This is a genomic window from Streptomyces solicamelliae (genome assembly GCF_045348655.1).
GTDB classification, from domain to species: domain Bacteria; phylum Actinomycetota; class Actinomycetes; order Streptomycetales; family Streptomycetaceae; genus Streptomyces; species Streptomyces solicamelliae.
The window spans coordinates 2276054-2301277 of record NZ_CP160404.1 but is presented as its reverse complement, the minus strand read 5'-3'; the positions used below and the strand labels follow the sequence as shown (position 1 = coordinate 2301277).

The window sequence follows — 25224 nt, the reverse complement described above, 5'->3', positions numbered from 1 at the left end:
TTCATGGAATCGCAGAATGCCGGCGCGCCACGTCCCCCGAAGGGCCGCGTCGTCATGCTGGTCGACAACAAGGTCGAGGGCGACTCGCGCGTGCAGAAGGCCGCCGAGTCCGCGGCCGCGGCCGGCTGGGACGTCACCCTGCTCGGCCTGGTGCGCTCCGGCAACGGACGCACCTGGAAGCTCGGCGACGCCGAGGTCAAGCTGCTGCCGCTGAAGACCCCGCTGGCCAAGCGGCACGCCGAGCGGCACCGCTCGCTGCTGCGCCGCCCGTTCGCGTACCAGCCGGGCCCGATGTCGGCGTACCGGCAGCAGTGGGCCAAGGCCTGGCGCGCGGACGTCGCCACCCGGCGCGCCGCGCTGAAGGTCGTCCCCGAGGCGGTCGGCTCCCCGCTGTTCCGCAAGAGCGAGGCGGCCCGCCTCGTCGTCGCCGGACCGGTGTCGAAGTTCATGCAGAAGTGGATCGGCTTCCGCGCCCGCCAGACCCGGCAGGCGCAGAAGGCCGGCAAGGCGCTGCGCGGACCGATCGACCGCGCGTTCACCGCGACCTGGAAGGCCGCCAAGGGCAAGCGCGCCTGGCGCCGCCTGGAGCCGGTGCTCTGGGACTACGAGCTGACGTACGGCGCCGAGATCGACGCGCTGAAGCCCGACCTGATCCACGCCAACGACTTCCGGATGCTCGGCGTCGGCGCCCGCGCCGCGGTGCGCGCCCGCGCCAAGGGCCGCAACGTGAAGCTGGTCTGGGACGCGCACGAGTACCTGCCCGGCGTCCGCCCGTGGGAGGACAACGCCCACTGGATCCCCGGCAACACCGCGCACGAGAGCGAGTTCGCCCCGTACGCCGACGCCGTCGTCACCGTCTCCGAGGGCCTCGGAGACCTGCTGCGCGAGCGCCACGGCCTCACCGAGCAGCCGACCGTCGTGCTCAACGCCCCGGACCGCCCGGTCGAGACCGACCCGGCCCTGGACGACGCCGAGCCCGTCCCGGACCTGCGCGCCCTGTGCGGCATCGGCCCGGACGTGCCGCTGGTGGTCTACAGCGGTTCGCCCGGTCCGCAGCGCGGTCTCGGCGACATGGTGGAGGCGCTGCCGAAGCTCGACGGCGTCCACATGGCGTTCGTGGTGCCCGCGCCGGCCGCCGGCTACATCCAGGGGCTGCTCAAGCGAGCCGCGGAGCTCGGCGTCGGCGACCGGCTGCACGCCGTGCCGTACGTGCCGCACTACCAGGTGGTCCGCTTCCTGTCCGCGGCGAACGTGGGCTGCATCCCGATCCACCACTGGCCGAACCACGAGATCGCGCTGATCACGAAGTTCTTCGAGTACTCGCACGCCCGGCTGCCGCTGGTCGTCAGCGATGTGAAGACGATGTCCGAGGTCACCCGGTCCACCGGCCAGGGCGAGATCTGCAAGGCCGAGGACGTCGACGACCTCGCGCGCGCCATCAAGGCCGTCCTCGCGGACCCGGAGCGGTACAAGGCCGCGTACGACAAGCCGGGGCTGCTCGACACCTGGACGTGGGAGGCGCAGGCCGAGGTCCTCGACCGCCTGTACACCCGCCTGGTGCCGGGCGCCGCCGAGAGGGGCCGGATGTGACGACCGTCCCCGACGTCACGGTCGTCGTCGCGGTCTACAACACGATGCCCTACCTGACCGAGTGCCTGAACTCGCTCCTCGGTCAGAGCATCGGACGCGACCGTCTGGAGATCGTCGCGGTCGACGACGGCTCCACCGACGACAGCGGCAAGGAGCTGGACCGCTTCGCCGCGAAGTACCCGGGCACGGTCAAGGTCGTCCACCAGGCCAACTCCGGTGGCCCGGCGGCGCCCAGCAACCGGGCGCTCGACCTGGCCACCGGCCGTTTCGTGTACTTCATAGGCTCGGACGACCACCTCGGCAAGGACGCCCTCAAGCGCATGGTGGCGTGCGCCGACGAGAACGAGTCGGACGTCGTCGTCGGCAAGATGGTCGGCACCAACGGCCGCTACGTGCACCAGGCGCTGTACAAGAAGAACGACCCGGACGTGAGCCTGTACGACTCCGCCCTGCCGTTCACCCTGGCCAACACCAAGCTGTTCCGGCGCGAGCTGGTCGAGAAGCTGGGCCTGCGGTTCCCCGAGGACATGCCGGTCGGCAGCGACCAGCCGTTCACCATCGAGGCCTGCGTCAAGGCCCGCAAGATCTCCGTGGTGGCCGACTACACCTGCTACTACGCGGTCAAGCGCGGCGACGCGAGCAACATCACGTACCGGGCGAACCACCTGGCCCGGCTGCACTGCGCCGAGCGGATCATGAACTCCGCGGCCGAGCTCATCGAGGCCGGCCCGAAGCGCGACTGGGTCTTCAAGCGGCACTTCACCTGGGAGCTCGCCAAGCTGATCCAGGACGACTTCCCGTCCGTGGACCGGCCCACCCAGGTCGAGGTCTGTGCCGGCATCGCCGAGCTGGCCGACGCGTACTTCACCGAGCCGCTGCGCGACTCCATGGACGTGCAGCGCCGCGTCCGGATCGCGCTCGCGCAGGCCGGCGCCGTCGACCGGCTGGTCGAGGCGATCAAGGGCGACACCGAGGGCGAGGGCTGGCCGCTGCTGCTCGAGGACGAGCGCGCGTACGTCCGCTACCCCGGCTTCCGCGACCCCGAGCTCGGCCTGCCCGACCGCCTCTTCGAGGTGATCGGCGAGGCCGTCCCCAAGCACCTGTCCACCGGCACCGGCCTGGTGTCCGCGGAGTGGGACCAGAACGGCCAGGACCTGGCGGTACGGCTCGCCGTACGCGTCCCGGTGGCCGGACAGGCGGACGCGGCGGTGCTCCGGCTCGCCGACCGGGCGATGCCCAAGAGCGCCGACAAGCCCGGCGGCCGCCGGCTCCCGGTCGGCACCGAGCTGTCCGCCGCGGGCGGGGAGCAGCACAGCGAGCCCACCGAGGACGGCCTGGGCACGGTGCTGCACGCCCGGTTCCCGCTGCAGGTGAAGCGTGCGACCCTCGGCGTACGCGCCTACCTGGATGTGGCAGGCTCGATGTACGAGATCCCGGTACGGACCAAGGGCCGTCCCCTGCCGCTGGCGCGGCGCTGGCGGGACGCCGTCCCGTACCGTGTCTCGGCCACCGCGAACTCCAAGGGGCGGCTCGTGATCACCACGGCGCCGCTCTGGGAGCCGGCGCTCGGCGTGGGCAAGCGACTGCGCCAGACGATGTCCCGTGTGAAGAGGAAACTGACCCGATGAAAATCTGTGTAGTCGCGCTCGGCAAGATCGGCCTGCCGCTCGCTGTTCAGTTCGCCGCCAAGGGCCACAAGGTCATCGGCGCGGACGTCAACGAGAAGGTCGTCGAGCTGGTCAACGCCGGCACCGAGCCCTTCCCGGGCGAGTTCGACCTCGACCGTCTCCTGAAGGAGACCGTGGGCGCCGGTCTGCTGTCCGCCACCACCGACACCACCGCCGCGGTCGCCGACTCCGACGCCGTCGTGGTCGTCGTCCCGCTGTTCGTGGACGCCGAGGGCGTGCCGGACTTCGGCTGGATGGACGCCGCCACGAAGGCCATCGCCAAGGGCCTGAAGCCGGGCACCCTGGTCTCGTACGAGACCACCCTGCCGGTCGGCACCACCCGCACCCGCTGGGCGCCGATGCTGGAGGAGGGCTCCGGCCTCACCGCCGGCCAGGACTTCCACCTGGTGTTCTCCCCGGAGCGTGTGCTCACCGGTCGCGTCTTCGCGGACCTGCGCCGTTACCCGAAGCTGGTCGGCGGCATCGACGAGGCCTCCACCAAGGCCGGCGTCGAGTTCTACGAGCAGGTCCTCGACTTCGACGAGCGCGACGACCTGCCGCAGGCGAACGGCGTGTGGGACCTGGGCACCGCCGAGGCGTCCGAGCTGGCGAAGCTGGCCGAGACCACGTACCGCGACGTCAACATCGGCCTGGCGAACCAGTTCGCCAAGTTCGCCGACAAGAACGGCATCGACGTCAAGAAGGTCATCGAGGCCTGCAACTCGCAGCCCTACAGCCACATCCACCAGCCGGGCATCGCCGTCGGCGGCCACTGCATCCCGATCTACCCGCGGATGTACCTGTGGAACGACCCGGAGGCGACCGTCGTGCGCTCGGCCCGCGAGGCCAACGCCGCGATGCCCGAGTACGCGGTGGACCTGCTGGCGGCCGCGTACGGCGACCTGTCCGGCGTGAACGTGCTCGTGCTCGGCGCCGCCTACCGCGGCGGCGTGAAGGAGACCGCGTTCTCCGGCGTGTACGGCACCGTGGAGGCCCTCAAGGCCCGTGGCGCGGTCCCGTTCGTGTCCGACCCGATGTACACCGTGGAGGAGCTGGAGGCGCACAAGCTGCCGGCCCACCGCGGCGAGACGGTCACGGCCGCGATCCTGCAGGCCGACCACGCCGAGTACCGCACCCTGGCCGCCAAGGACCTGCCGGACGTCACCGTGCTGGTCGACGGCCGCCGCACGACCGACCCGGCCAACTGGGAGGGCGTGCGCCGCGTCGTCATCGGCGGCTGACACGCACGTACTGCTGAAAGGGGCCCCGCCCACCGGCTGTTCAGGCCGGGGGCGGGGCCCCTTCCGTTCGTCCTCGGCCGCGCTCGTCAGCGGCTGATCATCCGGTCGACCAGGTTGGCGGTCGCCTTGCGGATCTTCGCCCGTGCCGTGCGGTCCTTGATCCTCGCGTCGGCCCAGGAGTCGCCGTCGACCAGGGCGAGCGGCCAGTGGAAGGTGCCGGCGACGAACACCGAGCCGCCGTCGGGGAACTCGGTGTGCGCGGTGTGCTGGATCGTGCGGTGCTTCACCCCGGGGCGCGAGTCCTTGAACGGGGACTCGGCGAGCAGGGTGCGGGTGGCGCCGGCGGGCTCGACGGCCTTCGGGTCGTAGGCGTCCGCCTCGATGCCGACCAGGCCGGGGAGCTTCTCGCCGTCGCGCACGCCGGTGCCCGCCCAGAGCCAGTGGTCGGCGTTCTTCACGATGAGCGGGAACGGCTTGTCGGTGGGCACGATGCCGATGAACTGGATGCCGAGCAGCTGCTGTTCGGCGAGGCTTCCGTCGCGCTGGACCTCCCGGAAGCGCGAGGTGCGGCCGGCGGCGTCGGGGGACGGGTCGTGGCCGGACTTGTAGCAGGCCATCAGCCGGTCCTTCACGCCCGTGTGGGAGGAGGGCTCCATCCGGACGTGGAAGTAGACGTTGTTGGCGCCGAGGAAGGCGAGGTCGCGGCCGGCCCGGACGGCGTCCATGGAGGCGTCGAACATCGCCCGCGACCAGTACTCGTCGTGGCCGGGGAAGACCACGGCGCTGTAATCGGCCGGGTCGATCGTCCCGTCGTGCAGGTCGAGGCTGCTCGCGTAGGTGACGTCGTACCCGGCGGCCTCGGCCCAGCGCACGAAGCTGCTGTCCATGTTGAACCAGCTGGGCACGCCGCTGCCGGAGTACGGGCGGTCGAAGGACACCTTGCGCGCGCGGTGCTCGGTGCCGCCGAGCTTGCCGTTCGGCAGATAGCCGCGGTAGAGGTTCTTGCCCGTCCGGTGGTCCTTCGGCCACATGTTGTACGCCTGGTACGTGGCGAACGGGATGACGACGAGCAGCGCGGAGGTGCGCTGCGGCTCGCGCACCACGAAGGGGGTGCTGCTGCGGTGGCCGTCGTCGGCGGTGAACACCGCCTGGTACAGGCCGGACATCCAGCTCTCGGGGATCCGCAGGCTCCAGGAGACGGGCCAGGCGCACTCGATGGCGCCGGTCTCCGGGTCGGCGGGCGGCTGGGGGTGGCGGACGCCGCGCAGGGGCTCGCTGGTGGTCATCAGGCGGGCGCCGGTGCCGCCGTAGTCGCCTATTCGGTAGATCGCGACCCGGTAGTCGCGTCCGTCCCGCACCGAGACGTGGAAGTCCACGAGCTCGCCGTGGCCGGCCGAGGTGGTCGAGGCGTACCCCATGATCTGGCCCCGCACGTCGCTGGAGCACAGGGAGTTGTCGCGGTACTGGATCCACTTCCGCGAGCCCGGCAGCCGGTTCTCCGCGACGATGGACGAGGAGGTCGCCGGCACCGGCGGATCGATCACGGTGGGCGTCGGCTCGGGCGTGGCCGTGGGGCCCCCGACCGTGACGGTCGTCGCCGCCGACCCCGCGTCGCGCAGCGCGTACGCCGTGGCGCCTGCCGCCCCCGTGAGGCCCAGCAGGCCCAGTACCGCGCGGCGTGATCGATTGCCCATGTTCTGCCTCCCCAGACGTTCCGGGGAGGTAGATGGATTTCGATCTTCGTTGGTTGTACTCGCCGGTCGGATTTCTTCAGAGGATCCTTACCGGGTGTTCGACGCGGCGTGGTGGACGCGTGGATTCCGTTCTGATAGAGGGGTGCTGATCGGACATCACCCCCCAGAACGGGTCAGACGCGGTCGAGTTCCTTCGGGGTGCCGGACTCACGTGCCAGGCGCGCCTTGAGCCACTTCACGGAGGGCTTCTCCACGAAGAGATGGGTGAGCCAGGCCAGGACCACCATCGCCGCCGAGGTGACGGCGAGCGTCCCCCAGGGGCCGAGACCCCGCTGGTACAGCTCGCGGATGACGGCCCAGCCGAGCTCCTCGTGGAGCAGGTACAGCGGGTAGACCAGCGCACCGGCCGTGGTCAGCCACTTCCAGTTCACCCAGTCGAGCTTGCGCAGCGCGACGAGGAGGACGAGGAGGTAGCAGACGGTCACGATGGCGAGGGCCACGTAGTAGCTGCGGTCGTAGCCCCGCTCGCGGCCCTTCATCACGGACTCGAACAGGTCGTGCTGCATGACCAGCCAGCTCGCCCCGAGCAGACCCCACAGCTTGAGGTCCGGGCCGAAGCGGTACATCAGGTACATCGCGATGCCCGCGACGAACAGGGCCGTGTTCAGCGGCTGGGTGAAGACGCTGAGCAGCGGGACTGCCTGGCCGGTCTGCTGCATCAGGACGCCGGCGATCAGCCAGACCCAGCAGAAGACCGTGACCCGCATGTAGTCCAGGCGCTTCAGCAGGACCACCAGGAAGATCATGTAGAAGGTCAGCTCGACCCACAGCGTCCAGTACGCGCCGACCAGATGGCGCGCCGACATCGGCACCTGGAACATCGTGAAGTTGGCCAGCGAGTCGCTGATCGCGGGCACCTGCCGCTGACCGTCCGGCAGCACCCGCCAGGTCACCAGCGCGACCACCACGGAGAACCAGTACGCCGGGAAGAGCCGCAGGAAGCGGGCCTTGACGAACTGGCCGGGGGTGCGACCCCAGGCCGAGAGGCAGATCACGAAGCCGCTGATGATGAAGAAGAGCTGGACGCCGTAGTTCCCGTACACCGTGAACGGGAACAGCGAGGGGAACAACTCCTTGGGGTGGACGCCCCAGTTGGCCTTCGTCGACGCGTCGATCCCGGTGTAGTGGAAGAACATGACCGACAGGGCGGCCACCACGCGCAGCGCGTCCAGCGCGTACAGACGCGGTGCGGACCGCGGCTTCGGCTCGGCTGAGCCGGCCGTCGCGGTCGCATATGGCTGACCGGGGACCTGAACGTCGGTCTGGGACATGTGTCGGCCTCGCATCGTCGGGGCGCCGGGGGCGGGGAATCCCGACATCCTATGCGTCCCCAGTGGGCCGGACGAGCGAGGGTACGGACGTACGAACGCGAGGAACGTCACGGCGGAAACGAGGGAGGGGACCGGCGGACCGGTCCCCTCCCGAACTCTGTGCGGCAGGCCCCTCGGGGCGGCGGCTCAGGCCTCCGTCAGCGTGCCGTCCGACTCGCGGTACAGGTCACCCGTCTTCGGGCACTCCCAGACGCCCGGCTCGCCCTCGCGCTCGACCAGGCGGACGCCGGTCTTGCCGACCCAGCCGATCTGCCGCGCCGGCACGCCGACGACCAGACCGAAGTCCGGGACGTCCTTGGTGACGACCGCGCCGGCCGCGACCATCGCCCAGCGGCCGATCTCCAGCGGGGCCACGCACACCGAGCGCGCGCCGATCGAGGCACCGTCGGCGATCTTCACGCCCACGGCCTCCCAGTCGCCGCCGCGCTTCTGCTTGAAGTCCGGGTCGACGGAACGCGGGTTGTGGTCGTTGGTGAGGACCACCGCGGGGCCGATGAAGACACCGTTGCCGAGCTCGGCCGGCTCGTACACCAGCGAGTAGTTCTGCAGCTTGCAGTTGTCGCCCATCTGCACGCCCGTGCCCACGTACGCGCCGCGGCCGATCACACAGCCCTCGCCGAGCCGGGCCTTCTCACGGATCTGCGCGAGTTCCCAGACGCTGCTGCCGGCGCCGATCTCCGCGGTCTCGTCTACCTGCGCGGTGGGCTGGACCCTGTAGTTCACTCTGCTGCCTTTCCCAGTGCCTCCGCGGGCAGTGCCGCTGCGGGCTGCTCTGCGGGCTCCTCGCCTTCTGCGGGCGCTTCGCCGGTCGAGCATACGGCGCTGCCGGCCGGCAGCAGGAGCCGGTCGAAATCGCGCTGGACCCGCGACCAGTCCCAGGCCGCCCGCGCGTGCTCGGCCGCCTGGCGGCCGGCCGTGCGCCAGCCGTCCTCGCTCGCCGTCAGCTCCAGGATCCGCTCCGCGGCGGCGGCCGGGTCGGGCACCACCCAGGACTCCGGGAACAGCGCCTTCGCCCCGCGCGGCCGGCCCGCGAAGAACGGCCAGTCGCGCACCACCGGCACCGCGCCGCTCGCCGCGCCCTCGACCAGGCCGAGGTGCCAGCTCTCGCGCACCGAGGAGCTGAGGATCACGCCGATCTCGGCGAGCGCCCCGGGCACGTCCGGGGTCTGCCCGATGTGCCGCACCGCGCCGGCCGCCTCCAGGCGGCGCAGCTCGCGGGCGTACACCTTGTGATAGCGGGCGGCCGCCGGGCCGACGCCGGGGTCCAGCGGGGAGCCGATCAGGTGCAGCCGGTAGCGGTCGTCCTTCTCCCGCAGCAGCCGCAGCACCTCCAGCGCCCAGCGCGGGTCCTTCGCCACCTGGCCGACACCGACGAGCCCCAGCGTGAACCGGGCGTCCGGCTTCTTGGGAAGGTCGAACGGGGACAGCTCGACGGCGTTGTCGACGACATGGAGCCGGGGCGCGCCCTTCTCCTTGAGCCGGGGCACGGCCGCGATGCACAGATCGCGCAGGTGCTCGCTGACGAACACCAGGTCGTCCACCCGGGAGAAGTCGACGACGTGCGGCCACAGACTGAAGGCCTCGTAGCTGTGCAGCCGGACGACGATGCGGGTGCTGCCGGGGTCCACCAGGGTGAACAGCGCCGCGCCCATCTGGCACCAGTCGATGAAGACGGTGTCGGCCCAGTCCAGGTGCGGGCGGAGCGCCGCCTCCAGGTCCTTGCCGTACGCGACCTGTCCGCCCAGCGCCCGCTGGACGATCCGGGTGACGCCCTTGGCCAGCGGCCCGACGACGGGGTCGTGGGCGGTGTCGAGGACCCGGGTCTCGACGTCCGGGTTCGCCTCGTACCGCTCCTGGATCGGGCGGAGGAAGTTGTCGTTGTCGTGGTGCACGAACAGCAGCCGCTGCGGCCGCCCGGGCGGCGGCGCGGCCGCCGTGCCCGAACGCCCGCGCGGCCGGCGCAGCGCTGCGGCGGCGCGGCTCTTGCGCAGCGGGCCGGTGTAGCGGCCGGGGTGCTCGGCGAGCGGGGAGGTGAGGCCGTCGACGTGCAGCACCCGGTGGTACGCGAGCAGCAGCGCCCGGGTCGTCTCGCTTCCGGCGGCCGCCCAGCGTCCGGCCGCGTGCTCCTGGTCGGCCCGTTCGAGCCGTGCCACGTACGCCTTGGTCAGATGCCGCGGGACATGGCCCCGGGCGAGCCGGGCCTCGGCCCCGTCGATGAGGATGTCCGCCCGCACCCGGGGGTCCTGGACGCGCTGTCCGGCCGCGCCGAGAATGCGCTCGGCGACCGGAGCCCGGTCGGAGCGCGCCATCCGGGCGATGGCCCACTGCGCGAATTTCGCCAGCCGTTCATCGGGTATTTCGGGTGCAGGCACGGTGCAGCTCCACGGTCGAGGCAGGAACACGGACCGTACGGTCATTCGGATCTGAGCGGAACCCCCCGTCGAGACTACCGTCAGACGGGGGGTGGCGATGTCTGTCTATGTACAGAAGAGGGAGCGTCCGCGCTGCTCACACAGGGTGTGTACGGGGTCGCGGAGGGCGGCCCGATGCGCGGCGGGGCGGCCGGTTTGACCCCCCAGTCCCCGGCCCGTAACCTTGACCGTCGGCGTGTCTACGTGCGCGCCAGCCACTGAGCACCTCACCTCCCGGTCGCATCGCGGCATGGGGGAGGCCGCCCGTGCATTGAGCCGGGTCGGCTGGCTTCAGGGGTACCCGATTCGAGCGAAAGAGAGTTCCGCGTGTACGCCATCGTGCGCAGCGGTGGTCGCCAGCACAAGGTTGCTGTCGGCGACATCGTCGAGGTTGACAAGATTTCCACCGCCAACGTGGGCGACACGGTCGAGCTCTCGACCCTGCTCGTCGTGGACGGCGACGCCGTGACCAGCGACCCGTGGGTCCTGGCGGGCATCAAGGTCCAGGCCGAGGTCGTGGACCACCACAAGGGCGCCAAGATCGACATCCTGCGCTACAAGAACAAGACCGGCTACCGCCGTCGCCAGGGTCACCGTCAGCAGTACACGGCGATCAAGGTCACGTCCATCCCGACGGCCGCGAAGTAAAGAGGGACTGAGCAATGGCACACAAGAAGGGCGCATCGTCCACCCGGAACGGTCGCGATTCCAACGCCCAGCGGCTCGGCGTGAAGCGCTTCGGCGGTCAGGTCGTCAACGCGGGTGAGATCCTGGTCCGCCAGCGTGGCACCCACTTCCACCCGGGCTCGGGCGTCGGTCGCGGTGGCGACGACACCCTGTTCGCCCTGCAGGCCGGTTCGGTGCAGTTCGGCACCTTCCGCGGTCGCAAGGTCGTGAACATCGTTCCGGTCGCCTGACCGGAATCACTGCGGAGGCGGACCTCTCTTCCTGTGCGGATCTTCCGTACGGGAAGCAGGTCCGCCTTTCGCGTGTTAAGCAGTAGACATTCCCGTCTGTACCTGGAGGAAGACCACCATGACCACCTTCGTGGACCGCGTCGAGCTGCACGTCGCCGCGGGTAACGGGGGCCACGGCTGCGCCTCCGTGCATCGGGAGAAGTTCAAGCCGCTCGGCGGACCCGACGGCGGCAACGGCGGCCGGGGCGGCGACGTCATCCTGACCGTCGACCAGTCCGTCACGACGCTGCTCGAGTACCACCACTCGCCGCACCGCAAGGCCACCAACGGCAAGCCCGGCGAGGGCGGCAACCGCTCCGGCAAGGACGGTCAGGACCTGGTCCTGACGGTGCCCGACGGCACGGTCGTCCTCGACAAGCGCGGCAATGTGCTCGCGGACCTCGTCGGCGAGGGCACCACGTACGTCGCCGCCCAGGGCGGCCGCGGCGGCCTCGGTAACGCGGCGCTGTCCTCCGCCCGCCGCAAGGCCCCCGGCTTCGCGCTGCTCGGCGAGCCCGGCGATCTGCAGGACATCGTCCTGGAGCTCAAGACCGTCGCCGACGTCGCGCTGGTCGGCTACCCGAGCGCCGGCAAGTCCTCGCTGATCTCGGTGCTCTCGGCCGCCAAGCCGAAGATCGCGGACTACCCGTTCACCACTCTGGTCCCCAACCTCGGTGTGGTGACGGCCGGTTCGACCGTCTACACCATCGCCGACGTCCCCGGCCTGATCCCCGGCGCCAGCCAGGGCCGCGGCCTAGGCCTGGAGTTCCTGCGGCACGTCGAGCGCTGCTCGGTCCTCGTGCACGTCCTGGACACGGCGACGCTGGAGTCCGACCGCGACCCCGTCTCCGACCTCGACGTCATCGAGGAGGAGCTCAAGCAGTACGGCGGCCTCGAGGACCGGCCCCGCATCGTCGTCCTCAACAAGATCGACATCCCGGACGGCCAGGACCTCGCGGACATGATCCGCCCGGACCTGGAGCAGCGCGGCTACCAGGTCCACGAGGTGTCGGCGGTCGCCCGCACCGGCCTGAAGGAGCTCTCCTTCGCCCTCGCCGACATCGTGGCGCAGGCCCGCGCCGCGAAGCCGAAGGAGGAGGCGACCCGCATCGTCATCCGCCCGAAGGCCGTCGACGACTCCGGCTTCACCGTCACCTACGACGAGCACGAGGACCTGTACCGCGTGCGCGGCGAGAAGCCGGAACGCTGGGTCCGCCAGACCGACTTCAACAACGACGAGGCCGTCGGCTACCTCGCCGACCGCCTCAACCGCCTCGGCGTCGAGGACGAGCTGATGAAGGCCGGCGCCCGCGCCGGCGACGGCGTCGCGATCGGCCCGGACGAGAACGCGGTCGTCTTCGACTGGGAGCCGACCATGATGGCCGGCGCCGAGATGCTCGGCCGCCGTGGCGAGGACCACCGTCTGGAGGCTCCCCGCCCCGCCGCCCAGCGCCGCAAGGACCGCGACGCCGAGCGCGACGAGGCGCAGCGGGAGTTCGACGAGTTCGACCCGTTCTAGTCCGACCCGTTTCGGTCGGTAGGGAGAGGGCCGGTCGCCGTTCCGGTGACCGGTCCTCTCCCTGTGTCTTCCGTCACGGCCGTGGTGGTGCGCGTGCGCGCCAACGGCCCTGGCGGGGCGGTGAACAGAGCATGTCCTGGCGATGTGGGCCCGTCGCCGTCCGCCTTGCGAGACGGTCACGGAGAGTGCGACCATCACACGGTCTCCCGTCGTCGCAAGGTAGGTCGTTTTCGTGTCTGTGCCGCATGAAGCCAAACTCCGCACCACGGCAGTCGTCCTGGCCGGCGGCACCGGCCAGCGCGTCGGGCTCGCCATCCCGAAGCAGCTGCTGAAGATCGCGGGCAAGGCGGTCATCGAGCACACCCTGACGATCTTCGAGCAGGCCGACTGCGTCGACGACGTGATCGTGCTGATGGCCCCCGGCTTCGTCCCCGAGATCGAGAAGATCGTCGCCAAGGCCGGCCTCACCAAGGTCACCCGCATCATCGAGGGCGGCGCCACCCGCAACGAGACCACCGAGCGCGCCATCTCCGCCCTCGGCGAGGGCCTCGCGGCCGGCGAGGACCGCAACGTCCTCTTCCATGACGCGGTCCGTCCGCTTCTGTCACAGCGCGTGATCAAGGACTGTGTCGACGCCCTCGACCGCTACCAGGCCGTCGACGTCGCCATCCCCTCCGCGGACACGATCATCGTCACCCGCACCCATGGCGAGGACGGCGAGTTCATCACCGACGTCCCGGACCGCTCCCGGCTCCGCCGCGGCCAGACCCCGCAGGCGTTCAAGCTCTCCACGATCCGCCGCGCCTACGAGATCGCCGCCGGCGACCCCAACTTCCAGGCCACCGACGACTGCAGCGTCGTGCTCAAGTACCTGCCCGACGTGCCGATCCACGTCGTCGCGGGCGACGAGTACAACATGAAGGTCACCCAGCCCGTCGACGTCTTCATCGCCGACAAGCTGTTCCAGCTGGCCTCCACCGCCGCCCCCCGCCCCGCCGACGAGGCCCGCTACCGCGAGCTCCTCGAGGGCCGCACCCTCGTCGTCTTCGGCGGCTCCTACGGCATCGGCGCCGACATCGCCGCGCTCGCCGAGCGGTACGGCGCCAAGGTCTACGCCCTGGGCCGTTCCACCACGGGCACCCACGTCGAGAACCCCGAGCACGTCGAGCAGGCGCTGACCACGGCGTACTCCGAGACCGGGCGCATCGACTACGTGATCAACACCGCCGGCGTGCTCCGCATCGGAAAGCTCGCGGAAACCGACACCGCGACCATTCAGGAAGCGCTGCACGTCAATTACCTGGCCCCGGTGCAGATTGCCCGTGCCGCGTACAAGTACCTTGCGGAGACCAAGGGCCAGCTGCTGCTCTACACCTCCTCCAGCTACACGCGCGGCCGCGCCGAGTACAGCCTTTACTCGTCGACCAAGGCCGCCATGGTGAACCTCACCCAGGCCCTCTCCGACGAATGGGCCGCCGAGGGAATCCGGGTCAATTGCGTCAACCCGGAGCGCACCGCGACGCCCATGCGCACCAAGGCCTTCGGCCAGGAGCCGGCGGGCTCGCTGCTCTCCTCCGAGGCCGTCGCCCGTACCTCGCTGGACGTTCTGCTCTCGGATCTCACCGGACACGTGATCGACGTCCGGCAGCAGGACCCGACCCGCGAAGCGTACGAAGCGTCCGGTTTCGAGCAGGCTCTGGCGGCCGTGCTTGACCGCCAGGAAGATGTGTAATACTCACCAGATGTGTTTTTCGGGCCTCTTCAGTAGCCAAATAGCCACTGCGGAGGCCCGAGTTCATGAACGTCCGATTCTTCGGACTTCCCCCCACGTTCTCCCGATGTTTCATGTGAATAAGCTGCACCCCCCCTCTGGAGCAGATTCTTCGTGATTTCGACCGCCATTCGCCTGGCGCGCGTGGGCAGCAGGTCAGAGCTGGCCGCCGCTCTGCTCATGGCGCTGGGGTATCCGTGCGTACTCGCCGGTGCCCTGCTGCCCAACATCTGGCTGTTCGCGGGCGCGAGCGCCGTGACCTACGCCACCGACTGGTACCTGCACCACAAGCGCAGCTACCTCGTCGACCGGTTGGCCAAGGTCCGCGCCGGCCTGCCGATCCGCTTCCTGGTGCGCCAGCTCCTGCTGATCCTGCTGCTCGCCCGCGAGAACCTCGCCGAGCAGCCGGTCTTCTACGCGGCGGTCGCCTGCTTCCTGCTCTTCTACGCCCTTCAGGCCCCGCAGGGCGCGCTCGCGACCCTCATCCGGCTGCGCCGCACCATGCCGGTCGTCACGCGCAACGTCGACCTGCACGCGCTGCGGATCGCGGACGCCCCGCCGAAGGCGCTGCTCCACCGCTCCGGCGAGAAGATGCTCCACCTGGACATCCCGGCCGTGGCGGGCCTGCTCTGGGCCGCCGCCACCGGCCGCACCGTGGTCGGCTTCGTCGGCATCGGCATCACCCTCGGCCTCGGCCTGCTGTACGTGCTGCTCCTCGTCCCGTACCTGCGCCGCCGCCGGCTCGTGCCCTCCGCGCCCGCCGTGCTGAAGGCGGTCAACAACTGGCTGCGCGAGTACCAGCCGACCGTCGTCATGTACTTCTCCGGCGCCGACGCCTCCGCGTACCAGGTCAACATGTGGCTGGACACCCTGCAGCACGTGGACGGCCGCCCGCTCATCGTCATGCGCGAGCGCACCCTGGTCCCGAAGCTGTCGGCCACCGACGTGCCGATCATCTGTGTGCCCGGCGGCACTCACATGATGAACCTGGACCTGTCGTCCGCGCGGGTCTGCCTCTACCCGGCCAACGTCGGCAAGAACATCCACATGCTGCGCGTGCCCACCATGAAGCACGTCTTCATCGGCCACGGCGACAGCGACAAGCTGGCCAGCGTCAACCCGTTCTCCAAGGTGTACGACGAGGTCTGGACGGCCGGCCGGGCCGGCCGCGACCGCTACGCGCTGGCCGACGTCGGCGTCCGCGACGACGACATCGTCGAGGTCGGCCGCCCGCAGCTCGCGCCGATCGAGAGCTGGACGGGCGCCCCGAAGAACCCCATCCCGACGATCCTCTACGCCCCCACCTGGGAGGGCTGGGACGCCAACCCCGGCAACACCTCCCTGCTGCTGGCCGGCGAGAACATCGTCCGCACGCTGCTCGCCGCGAAGAACCCGGTGCGGGTCATCTACAAGCCGCACCCCTTCACCGGCCTGGTGAACAAGAAGGCCAAGGCCGCCGACGAGCGCATCCAGAAGCTGATCGCCGAGGCAGCCGCGGCCCGCGCCGCCGAGCCCCGCTGGGCCGAGCAGTCCGCCGCGGCCGCCGCGGAGCAGACGGCCGCGAAGGCCGAGCTGGTCAGGCTCGAGGCCCGGCTCGCCGAGCTGGAGAACCCGTTCCGCAAGGGCGGCGACGAGTCGGAGGAGTCGCGCGTCGCGCTGGCCGACCCGGAGCGGCTGGCCGAGACCCGGCGGCTGCGGGCCGAGTGGAACGAGGCGTACTGGCGCTCCTTCGGCTGGTGGGAGCACAAGGTCGTCACCGGTGCCAAGCCGCATCTCTACGACTGCTTCAACGAATCCGATGGAATGGTTTCGGACATTTCCAGCGTGGTCTCCGATTTCATCGCGAGCGGCAAGCCGTACGCGGTGACGGACTCGGCCGAGGTCGGGGCCGAGGAGTTCAAGCGGCAGAACACCGCCGTCCGCGCCGCCGTCATCCTGACGAACTCGGCCGCCGAACTCGGCGGGCTGCTCGACGCGGTCGCCGACCCGGCCGCCGACACGCTCGCCGACGCCCGTCGTGACCTGCGGCGTTACCTGCTCGGCCCGGACTCGCCGTCGTCCATCGACCGCTTCAACGCGGCGCTGCGGACCCTCGCCGCCAAGGCCGAGGCCCGCAACACCGGGTTCGCCCAGCGGCTCGCCGAGCAGCCGACGGCGCCGGAGATCGACCGGGAGGCCGAGGACAGCCTGGAGCCGGAGGAGCGCACCGCGGCGACGCGGTAACGCGGCTTCACGGCGCGTGTGTGGCGCGTTTTCGCCGGGTTTACGCATGCGAGAAGGCCCGCGAACACTGTCCGACAGTGTTCGCGGGCCTTTGTGTGTGTCCGTCGGTAACTGCCAGACTGCGCGCCGATGACCGAAAACACCAGCTCTGGCGCCCTCGATGTCACCGTGATCATCGGGGCGTACGAGGCGATGCCGTATCTCGAGAAGTGCCTCGAATCCGTCGAGAACCAGACGATCGGCGCGGACCGCGTCGAGATCGTCGCCGTGGACGACGGCTCCACCGACGGCACGGGGGAGTGCCTCGACGCCTTCGCGGCGCGCAGCAAGGTCCGCACCCGCGTGGTGCACCAGGCCAACTCCGGCGGCCCCGGCGGGCCCCGCAACACCGGCCTCGAACTGGCCGAGGGCCGCTACGTGTTCTTCCTCGACGCCGACGACCACCTCGGCGAGGAGGCCCTGGAACGGCTGGTCGCCATGGGCGACCGGGCCGGCACGGACGTGATCCTCGGCCGGATCGAGGGCGTCAACCGCAATGCGGCCAAGTCGATGTGGGGCGCGACCGTCGAGCGCGCCGACATCTACACGTCCAACGTGAAGTTCACGCTCAGCGCGCAGAAGCTGTTCCGCCGCGAGCTGTTGATCCGCCACGGCATCCGCTTCGACACGGCGATGCGGACCGGCGAGGACGCGCTGTTCACCATGGAGGCGTACCTCCGCGGCGACGGCGTCTCCGTCGTCGCCGACTACACCTGCTACTACCTGGTGGGCCGCGAGGACGGCCAACACCTCACGAAGACCGGCACGTACGACATCCGCTTCCTCTCGGCGCAGCGCCTGATGGAGCTGATCGCCGCGCACGAACCCCCGGGCGAGAAGCGGGACCTGCTGATGATCCGCCCGTTCGTGACGACGCTGCTGCCGCAGTTCGGTCATGTGCTGCTGCGTCAGGACGAGGAAACGCTCCGCCACAAGCTGGAGTTGGCGGCCCCGCTGATGAGCGCGTACTGGACGAAGGGCGTGGCCCGCCGCCTCAGGCCGGAGGAGCGCCTCCGTCTGACGTGCGTCGCCCTGGGCAAGGCGGAGGAGCTGAAGACGGTCGTCGAGTACCAGCGCACCAGGCAGGTACCGCAGAAGGTCACCCGCCGGGGCCGTCACTACCTGGCCCTGCCGTACTTCGGGGACAAGGTGGCCGGCATTCCGGACCGGACCTACGAGGTGTCGGGCCCGACCCTGCTCCAGCGCGCCCGCCGCAAGGTACGGCGACTGCTGGGCTGAAGGCGGGGAGTGGGCGGCGCGAACGCCGTCCCACCCGCCTCAGCCGTCCCGCCCCGGCACCCGCACCGCCGTCTCCCCCCGCGGCCCCGGCACCCGCGCCCCGCGTGCCGCCGCCCGTGCGCCCAGCGCCTCGACGGCGGCGGCGAAGCGGGCCGGCGAGGGCGGGTCCGCGGGGCCGAGAAGCTGCTCCTTCAGCTCGGCCCGCACCCCGGCCAGCCGGTCCTTCGACGGATCCCGCACCGCTTCCAGCAGCGCCGGCACCCCCCGCGCGTCCGGCGTCAGCACCGTCGCCGCCCGCACCGTCGGGAACACCGCCCGGAACTCGTCCTCCGACAGCCCCCCGGTGTTGGCCACCGCGTACGGCTTCCCGCTCGCCAGGAAGTCCGAGACCACCGACGACACATCGCTGATCAGCAGGTCCGCCCGGTTGAAGCAGGAGTACAGCGACGGCCCCGCCCCGGTCACCACCCGGTGCTCACGCGGCCCGAGCCCCGCCCAGTACGCGGCCTCCCGCGCGGCCTCCTCCGCGGCCACGGCCGCCGCCCGGCCGGGCTCCGGCGCGCCCTGCAGCAGCATCCGTTCCGCACCGTCGGCCCGCGCCGGGAACGCCCGCCGCGTCCTCGCGGGCATCGCCACCGCCGTACCCCCGCCCCCGACCATGCGCCGGATCCGCGCGTCGGCGGCCGCCGCCCGCGGGTCCACGGACCCGGTCATGGGATGCGGCCGGTACAGCAGCCGTACGCCGGGATCGGCGAGCAGCGCCCGGACCAGGTTCTCGCCCGCGAGGATCACCGACGTGTTCCCGGGGTCGTCCGTCCACCCCTCCCAGGTCGGCGCGTACAGCACGGTCACCGGCCGCCCGGCGGCGGGCGGGCCCGCGTGCGCCTCGATCGGGGCCAGCTGAGGCCGCCCGATCTCCACCACGTCCCGGTCGTCCACGCCCACCTCCGCCCGCGCGTACCGCTCGCGGGCCGCCGGACCGGCCACCCACACCTCGTCGTACGCCTTCGCGTACGGATTGCAGCTCGACAGCTTGTCGCTCTCGCCGTGGTTGACGAAGGCGTGCTTGATGGAGGGGATGCGCAGCACCTGCGAGGTCTTGCCGGAGTTCGCCGGGTGGAGCAGCACGCCGAGCGTGGAGTGCTCGAGGCGCATCAGATGCGCGACCTTCGGCACGCAGACCACCGGCAGATCCGTCGGCCCGAGCTTCTGCAGCATGAACCGTTCGCGCAGCACGATCACCGGCCGCTCGCCCCGTCCGCCCAGCCCGGCCCGTCCGCCCAGCCCGGCCAGCGGTTCCAGCCACATGTCGGCCTGGTACGCGGAGCTCGTACCTCCGGAGAAATACATGCCGACCGTCGGCCGGTACGCGGCCAGCCAGGCATCGAACCAGGCCAGGACCTCCGCCTCGCCGGGCGGCCGCCGCCCCGGCAGCAGCCAGGCGAGCAGCACCGCGAGGCCCGCGCCCGCCAGCAGGACGGAGAGGGCGACCCCGGCCCCCGCCCAGCGGCCGTCACCGGTGAGCGCCGTCGCCGTCAGGCCGGACGTGGCGGGCAGCCCGGTGGCGAGCAGCCGGACGCCGGGACGGCGGGCGAGCAGCGCCGGCGGCGCGGGGCGCAGCCGCAGCGCGGAGGCGTCGATGTTGCGGGTGAGGACCGGCAGCGCACGGCTGCGCCGCACCTTCGCGACCGCGCCCTGGCAGGCGAAGTACAGGGCGTAGCAGAGCAACAGGCCGTAGCAGAGCGGCAGATAGTGCCGTCCGGGACCCTGCGGCTCCAGGTTCATCAGCCCGGCCACCAGCAGCAGATCGCGGATCAGGTGACGCACCATCACATTGGCGCGGGCCTTCGACAGCACCCGGCTCAGCCGCCGGTGCCGGTGATGAAGCAGCGCCTCCACGCCGAGACCGCCGGCGGTGGAGGCGGCGAGCAGGCCCGCGTCGGGGCCGACGGCCCCCGCGACCTGCCCGGCGAAGGCGACCCCGAGCGCCGCGAGCGGACCGAAGCGCCGCAGTCTGCCGAACCGGCGCGGTCTGCTGCGTCGACCGGTCCGGCGGAGACGGGCGAGAGGGCGCACGGCGGACTCCAGTGGGCGCGTGGGGGGACCGGTCACCGGGCAGAACGAGCGACGGCCACCGATTCGTCCGGTACGGCCGGGAAGTTCACCTGAACCGGCCGCACCCGCGCACACGGTTTACGCGAGACGGGGCGCGCGTCGGCGCGCGAAACCCGCGACGGCCCGTTTGTCCAGCCCCTGTCCAGCGACTGGAATACGGAAGCGACCCGCGCCGTACCTGACATAGATTCGGACTTGTGACAGTGGCAAGGCAGTACGTAACGGAAGCCCGCAGGATCGTCGTCAAGGTCGGCTCGTCCTCGCTGACCACCGCGGCCGGCGGCCTCGACGCGGACCGCGTCGACGCCCTCGTCGACGTCCTCGCCAAGGTCCGCAGCGGCGGCGAGAAGGAGATCGTCCTGGTCTCCTCCGGCGCCATCGCGGCCGGCCTGGCCCCGCTCGGACTGGCCCGCCGCCCGAAGGACCTGGCCCGCCAGCAGGCCGCCGCCAGCGTCGGCCAGGGCCTGCTGGTGGCCCGCTACACCGCCTCCTTCGCCCGGTACGGCGTCCGCGTCGGCCAGGTGCTGCTCACCACCGACGACACCAGCCGCCGCGCCCACTACCGCAACGCCTACCGGACGCTTGACCAGCTCCTGGCGATGGGCGCGCTGCCGGTCGTCAACGAGAACGACACCGTCGCCACGGACGAGATCCGCTTCGGCGACAACGACCGGCTCGCCGCCCTCGTCGCCCATCTCGTCCGCGCCGACCTGCTGGTCCTGCTCTCCGACGTCGACGGGCTCTACGACGGCGACCCGTCCAAGCCCGGCACCGCCAGGATCGCCGAGGTCACCGGCCCCGAGGACATCGCGCACGTCGAGATCGGCGCGGCCGGCAAGGCCGGCGTCGGCACCGGCGGCATGGTCACCAAGGTCGAGGCCGCCCGGATCGCTGCCGCCGCGGGCGTCCCGGTCGTGCTCACCTCCGCCAGCCGCGCCGCCGACGCGCTGGCCGGCCGCGACACCGGCACGTACTTCCGCCGCACCGGCCGCCGCTCCGCCGACCGGCTGCTCTGGCTCGCCCACGCCTCCACCCCGCAGGGCTCGCTCACCCTCGACGACGGGGCGGTGCGCGCGGTCGTCCAGGGCCGCAAGTCGCTGCTGCCGGCGGGCATCGCGGCCGTCGAGGGCGAGTTCGTCGCCGGCGACCCGGTCGAGCTGCGCGACTCCGAGGGCCGGGCGGTCGCCCGCGGGCTGGTCAACTTCGACGCCAAGGAGATCCCGCAGCTCCTCGGCCGCTCCACCCGCGAACTCGCCAAGGAACTCGGCCCGGCCTACGAGCGCGAGGTCGTCCACCGGGACGATCTGGTCGTCGTCCGCTCCTGACCGGACCCGACCGGACCCGACCGGACCCGACCGGAACCGAAAAGGCTGAAACTCCGGTCATCCGTTGGAGAGGTTCACCAAAACCGCCCCATCCGTGGCCCGGGACTGGTCAACTTTGTCTCGGGGGCAAGACAAGGCGGGGTACAGCACAGCAGCACACGCATCACAACAGGAGGCCGCCGGTGAGACGAGCGCGCCCAGGGGCTGCGCCCCGCGGGACGTCCGAACGCGCCCTGACGAGCGTCGAGGCCGGATTCGACTTCGGTGCGGCGAACGACGACGTCAAGGACGTCGTCACGAACGGCAGCACGGAGACGGCCGAGGTACGCGCCGAGCAGCGGGTGGTGTCCAAGCTCTGGCACATCACCCTCACGGTCTCGGGGGCGGAGGCCCCGCTGAAGGAGGTCAGGCGCGGGCTCGAGCAGCTGGCCCACGACCACCCCTTCCTGCTGACCAGCCGCTATGCCAACGACCACGCCGAGATCCGGTACTGGGAGGAGGCCCGCGACCTGCACGACGCCGCCGCGGTCGCGCTGCGGCTGTGGGGCGAGCACCGGCAGACCGCGAAGCTGCCGCCGTGGGAGATCGTCGGCCTGGAGGTCATCGACCGCGAGACGTACCACCAGCGGATCGCCGAGGGATACGGCCCGCCGCCCGCCGCCCCGGTGGGCGTGCACCCCTACTGACGGCACGGAGCGCCAGGGGCGGTTTCCGGCCGTCCGGAGGCGTCCGGGGACGTCCTGGGGCGTCCGGGGAACGTCTCGCAGATCGGGATGTACGAGGGAAGTCCGCAGCGGTGCCAGTACCCTGCGGACATGACCTCGCTCACGCCCCTCGACAACCTGTCCCCCGTCGCCCGGGCCGCGTACCACGCCCGCGCCGCCGCCGCCGAGATCGCGCCACTTCCGCGCGCGGCCAAGGACGACGCCCTGCTGGCGATCGCGGACGCGCTCGAGGTCCGGACCGGCGAGATCGTCGAGGCCAACGCCGAGGACGTCGCCCGCGCCCGCGAGGCCGGCACCAGCGAGTCCGTCATCGACCGGCTGACGCTCACCCCCGAGCGGATCCGCGCCATCGCCGCCGACGTCCGGCACGTCGCCGCCCTGCCCGACCCGGTCGGCGAGGTCGTCCGCGGCTCCACTCTCCCCAACGGCATCGACCTGCGCCAGGTCCGCGTCCCGCTGGGCGTCGTCGGCATCATCTACGAGGCCCGGCCCAACGTGACCGTCGACGCCGCCGCGCTCTGCCTGAAGTCCGGCAACGCCGTGCTGCTGCGCGGCTCGTCCTCCGCGTACTCCTCCAACACCGCCCTGGTGAAGGTGCTCCGCGACGCCGTCGGCGGCGCCGGGCTGCCCGCCGACGCCATCCAGCTCGTCCCCGGCGAGTCCCGCGACTCGGTGCGCGAGCTGATGCGCGCCCGCGGCCTCGTCGACGTCCTCATCCCGCGCGGCGGCGCCTCGCTGATCAAGACGGTCGTCGAGGAGTCCATCGTCCCCGTCATCGAGACCGGCACCGGCAACTGCCACGTGTACGTGGACGCCAACGCCGACCTCGACATGGCCGTCGACATCCTGGTGAACTCCAAGGCCCAGCGGGTCAGCGTCTGCAACGCCGCCGAGACCCTGCTCGTCCACCGGGACATCGCCGACGCCTTCCTGCCGCGCGCCCTCGATGCCCTCGCCGAGGCCGGCGTGACCGTCCACGGCGACGAGCGGGTCCTCGGCCACGCCGAGGGCAGCAAGGCCACCGTCGTCCCGGCCACCGCCGACGACTGGGAGACCGAGTACCTCTCGTACGACATCGCCGCCGCCGTCGTCGACTCGCTCGAGAAGGCCGTGGAGCACATCCGGCTGTGGTCCTCCGGCCACACCGAGGCGATCGTCACCACCTCCCAGGCCGCCGCCCGCCGCTTCACCCAGCTGGTCGACTCGACCACGGTCGCCGTGAACGCCTCCACCCGGTTCACCGACGGTGGCCAGTTCGGTTTCGGCGCCGAGATCGGCATCTCCACGCAGAAGCTGCACGCCCGGGGCCCGATGGGCCTGCCCGAGCTGACCTCCACCAAGTACATCGTCACCGGCGACGGTCACGTTCGGTAATCGGACTGTCTCGAACGGGCAGGGATAGTTCGCACTCTCCCTGCCCAAAACCCCCTCTCCGGTCTACTCTGAAGCCGTGCCGGACGACGTGGGGGGCAAGCCGTTCCAGGACGGCGGGGACCCCGAGGACTCTGTCGACCGCGGAGGCGCAGACGACTTCGCCGCCGTGGTCTTCGACGAGGACTTCGTCCGGGCCGCCGCGTTCCACGAGCCGACCGCCGTCGAGCGGCTGCTCGCCGCCGCCCAGGCCCGTGCCGAGGCGGACGCCGCCCGGGCCCGCGCCCGCCGCGCCGCCGGCGACGACGAGTACTACGAGGACGGCTACGACCCGGCCCGCGGCCTCGTCGGCCCCGACGGGTACGACCCCGACACCTACGACGAGACGGGCCCGTACGGCCCCCACGGCGGCGCCCTGCGCCCCTACCGGGGCAGCGCCCGCTGGCACCGGCCGGTCGCCTGGGTGCTGGCCCTGGTGATGGGCGTCGGCATGGTCGCCCTGGCCTTCACCGCCGTCTACCGCGGCGCCACCGCCAACCGCCAGGACCCCACCCCGGCCCCCACGACCTCCGGGATCGATCTCCCGTCACCGGGCGCGACCTCCGCCGTGGCCCCCGTCGTCGTCCCCACCGCCACCGGTCCCGCCACGCCCTGAACGTGGCCCGACCACGCCAGGACGATGCCCTGACCGCTCCTTGACCGGGCCCCCTGAGGAGACCCCGGACCGCGCCGTGAGCCCCGGCCGGAGCCGCGTCGGGATTCTTCCGAACTTGTCGTGTACCTGCGCGTTTACGGATGTCCGTACCGACCTACTCTGAAGGTATGGCAGGGCGTGGCGACCCGCCTGACGGGACCCCCGAGGGGCTCCCCGGCGGAGGAGAGGACGAATACCGATCCGTCGTCTTCGACGAGTCGTTCGTCCGCGCTGCCCGCCTTCAGGAGTTCTCCGCCCAGGAACGGATGGGGGAGCACGCCCGCGCCGTACGCTCCCGCCCCGGCTGGGAACCCGGCCGCCGCTCCCGGCAGCCCCTCGTCCTCGTGCTGCTGATCCTCCTCGCCTTCGGCACCGCCATCTACCTCGGCGTCCGCAACCCCTACCAGCCCCCCGCCGTCCACCGGGCCGAACCGCTGTGGACCACCGTCACCCCCCTCGCCCCGCAGGGCCCGGTGCCCGGCGGCGAGCCCGCCGAACTGATCGCTCACAGCCCGGCCGCCGAGTACCGCACCGGCGCGGCCGGCATCAACCTCCCGAACGCGGGCCGCACCGAGCACTTCTCGGAGGGCCAGGTCGTCACCGCGCTGTCCGTGGCCAAGGACTACCTCGTGGCCTCCTCCCTGGAGCCCGACGTGCTGTCCGGAGCCACCACCCGGCCGGTGCGCCTCCTGGTCGACCCCGACCAGCAGGCCCAGTTCGACCGGAGTGCCGACGCCTCCCGGGCCGACGGCCGGCACGCCCTCGCCGGCTGGCTGGTCCGCTTCGACCCGGCCCGGACCACCGTGATCGACCCGGCCACCCGCGTCCAGGGCACCCTCCGCTTCGCGGAGATCGACGCCGACCTGCTGCAGGTGACCGCGGACCACACCTTCACCTACACGCTGCGCCCCGCCGCCTCCGGCCCGGACCGTGCCGCCTCTCTGTTCACCGTCCACCGTCAGATGCAGTTCCGCTTCGACCGCGAGGACCTGCGGATGCACCGGGCCGAGCTGCTGACCAGCCGTGTCGCCGCCGGCCCGCAGGCCTGTGCCCCCGACGCCGGAGGCACCCTGCGGCCGCTGCTGGCCGGCGAGCGGACGCCCCCGGCGGACGCCCCCGCCGTCACCGACCCGTACGCCACCGGCGACCGGTCGGTGACCCCGCTCTGCGGCACCCTGTCCCCGAAGGCCCAGCCCCGCCTCTGAAGCGTCTGACGCGTCCGGCGCCTCAGCCGTGCCTGACGCGCCGGCCCG

At 71.6% G+C, this 25224-nt stretch carries 19 protein-coding genes; 14 read left to right on the top strand and 5 right to left on the bottom strand.

Annotated elements, in window-relative coordinates:
• Nucleotides 1-3 precede the first annotated feature (3 nt).
• Genes ABZO31_RS10665 through ABZO31_RS10655 form a run of 3 tightly spaced genes read left to right on the top strand, consistent with a single transcriptional unit; the run spans nucleotide 4 to nucleotide 4498 of the window.
• Nucleotides 4-1590, top strand: coding sequence for a glycosyltransferase family 4 protein (locus ABZO31_RS10665; protein WP_406860889.1), 1587 nt, complete (start codon nucleotides 4-6; stop codon nucleotides 1588-1590).
• 44 nt (nucleotides 1591-1634) lie between these two features.
• The gene (locus ABZO31_RS10660) at nucleotides 1635-3218 is read left to right on the top strand and encodes a glycosyltransferase family 2 protein (protein WP_406865313.1); all 1584 of its coding nucleotides are present in this window, start codon (nucleotides 1635-1637) and stop codon (nucleotides 3216-3218) included.
• Nucleotides 3215-4498 carry a nucleotide sugar dehydrogenase gene (locus ABZO31_RS10655; protein WP_406860888.1) on the top strand — a complete coding sequence of 428 codons (1284 nt, stop codon included), beginning with the start codon at nucleotides 3215-3217 and terminating at the stop codon, nucleotides 4496-4498. The genes ABZO31_RS10660 and ABZO31_RS10655 overlap by 4 nt, the downstream gene beginning before the upstream one ends.
• A gap of 86 nt (nucleotides 4499-4584) precedes the next feature.
• On the opposite strand, the gene ABZO31_RS10650 is transcribed toward ABZO31_RS10655, so the two are convergent.
• From ABZO31_RS10650 to ABZO31_RS10635, 4 genes are all read right to left on the bottom strand, one after another.
• Entirely contained in the window at nucleotides 4585-6192 is a 1608-nt protein-coding gene (locus ABZO31_RS10650) for a N,N-dimethylformamidase beta subunit family domain-containing protein (protein ID WP_406860887.1), read from the bottom strand.
• Nucleotides 6193-6365: 173 nt separating this feature from the next.
• Nucleotides 6366-7523 (bottom strand): acyltransferase family protein, encoded by a 1158-nt coding sequence (locus ABZO31_RS10645; RefSeq protein ID WP_406860886.1) that lies wholly within the window; start codon nucleotides 7521-7523, stop codon nucleotides 6366-6368.
• A 186-nt stretch (nucleotides 7524-7709) separates the two neighbouring features.
• Nucleotides 7710-8306: an acyltransferase gene (locus ABZO31_RS10640; protein WP_406860885.1), complete on the bottom strand. Its 597-nt coding sequence runs from the start codon at nucleotides 8304-8306 to the stop codon at nucleotides 7710-7712.
• Nucleotides 8303-9955: a glycosyltransferase family 4 protein gene (locus tag ABZO31_RS10635; RefSeq protein ID WP_406860884.1), complete on the bottom strand. Its 1653-nt coding sequence runs from the start codon at nucleotides 9953-9955 to the stop codon at nucleotides 8303-8305. Before ABZO31_RS10635 ends, ABZO31_RS10640 begins: the two co-directional genes overlap by 4 nt.
• Before the next feature lie 366 nt (nucleotides 9956-10321).
• On the opposite strand from ABZO31_RS10635, the gene rplU reads away from it, so the two are divergent.
• From rplU to ABZO31_RS10605, 6 genes are all read left to right on the top strand, one after another.
• Nucleotides 10322-10642, top strand: a complete 321-nt coding sequence (gene rplU, locus ABZO31_RS10630; RefSeq protein WP_046905603.1) for a 50S ribosomal protein L21 — start codon at nucleotides 10322-10324, stop codon at nucleotides 10640-10642.
• Between the two features lie 14 nt (nucleotides 10643-10656).
• A complete protein-coding gene (rpmA, locus tag ABZO31_RS10625; protein WP_030494090.1) occupies nucleotides 10657-10911 on the top strand; it encodes a 50S ribosomal protein L27 in 255 nt (84 codons plus the stop codon).
• 118 nt (nucleotides 10912-11029) lie between these two features.
• A complete protein-coding gene (obgE, locus tag ABZO31_RS10620; RefSeq protein WP_406860883.1) occupies nucleotides 11030-12469 on the top strand; it encodes a GTPase ObgE in 1440 nt (479 codons plus the stop codon).
• Between the two features lie 232 nt (nucleotides 12470-12701).
• A complete protein-coding gene (locus ABZO31_RS10615) occupies nucleotides 12702-14201 on the top strand; it encodes an SDR family NAD(P)-dependent oxidoreductase (RefSeq protein WP_406860882.1) in 1500 nt (499 codons plus the stop codon).
• Nucleotides 14202-14354: 153 nt separating this feature from the next.
• Nucleotides 14355-16463 carry a hypothetical protein gene (locus ABZO31_RS10610; RefSeq protein WP_406860881.1) on the top strand — a complete coding sequence of 703 codons (2109 nt, stop codon included), beginning with the start codon at nucleotides 14355-14357 and terminating at the stop codon, nucleotides 16461-16463.
• A gap of 129 nt (nucleotides 16464-16592) precedes the next feature.
• Complete coding sequence (locus ABZO31_RS10605; RefSeq protein WP_406860880.1) at nucleotides 16593-17741, top strand: glycosyltransferase family 2 protein; 1149 nt, start codon at nucleotides 16593-16595, stop codon at nucleotides 17739-17741.
• Nucleotides 17742-17780: 39 nt separating this feature from the next.
• Here ABZO31_RS10605 and ABZO31_RS10600 read toward each other — a convergent pair whose 3' ends face one another.
• Nucleotides 17781-19754: a hypothetical protein gene (locus ABZO31_RS10600; RefSeq protein WP_406865312.1), complete on the bottom strand. Its 1974-nt coding sequence runs from the start codon at nucleotides 19752-19754 to the stop codon at nucleotides 17781-17783.
• A gap of 299 nt (nucleotides 19755-20053) precedes the next feature.
• On the opposite strand from ABZO31_RS10600, the gene proB reads away from it, so the two are divergent.
• The 5 genes from proB (at nucleotide 20054) to ABZO31_RS10575 (ending at nucleotide 25176) form a co-directional block, all read left to right on the top strand.
• Entirely contained in the window at nucleotides 20054-21181 is a 1128-nt protein-coding gene (proB, locus tag ABZO31_RS10595; protein WP_406860879.1) for a glutamate 5-kinase, read from the top strand.
• Nucleotides 21182-21363: 182 nt separating this feature from the next.
• Nucleotides 21364-21867: a hypothetical protein gene (locus ABZO31_RS10590; RefSeq protein WP_406860878.1), complete on the top strand. Its 504-nt coding sequence runs from the start codon at nucleotides 21364-21366 to the stop codon at nucleotides 21865-21867.
• Nucleotides 21868-21996: 129 nt separating this feature from the next.
• On the top strand, nucleotides 21997-23280 hold the full coding sequence (locus ABZO31_RS10585) for a glutamate-5-semialdehyde dehydrogenase (protein WP_406860877.1): 1284 nt from the start codon (nucleotides 21997-21999) through the stop codon (nucleotides 23278-23280).
• 76 nt (nucleotides 23281-23356) lie between these two features.
• Entirely contained in the window at nucleotides 23357-23932 is a 576-nt protein-coding gene (locus tag ABZO31_RS10580; protein WP_406860876.1) for a hypothetical protein, read from the top strand.
• Nucleotides 23933-24099: 167 nt separating this feature from the next.
• The gene (locus ABZO31_RS10575) at nucleotides 24100-25176 is read left to right on the top strand and encodes a hypothetical protein (RefSeq protein ID WP_406860875.1); all 1077 of its coding nucleotides are present in this window, start codon (nucleotides 24100-24102) and stop codon (nucleotides 25174-25176) included.
• Nucleotides 25177-25224: the final 48 nt, after the last annotated feature.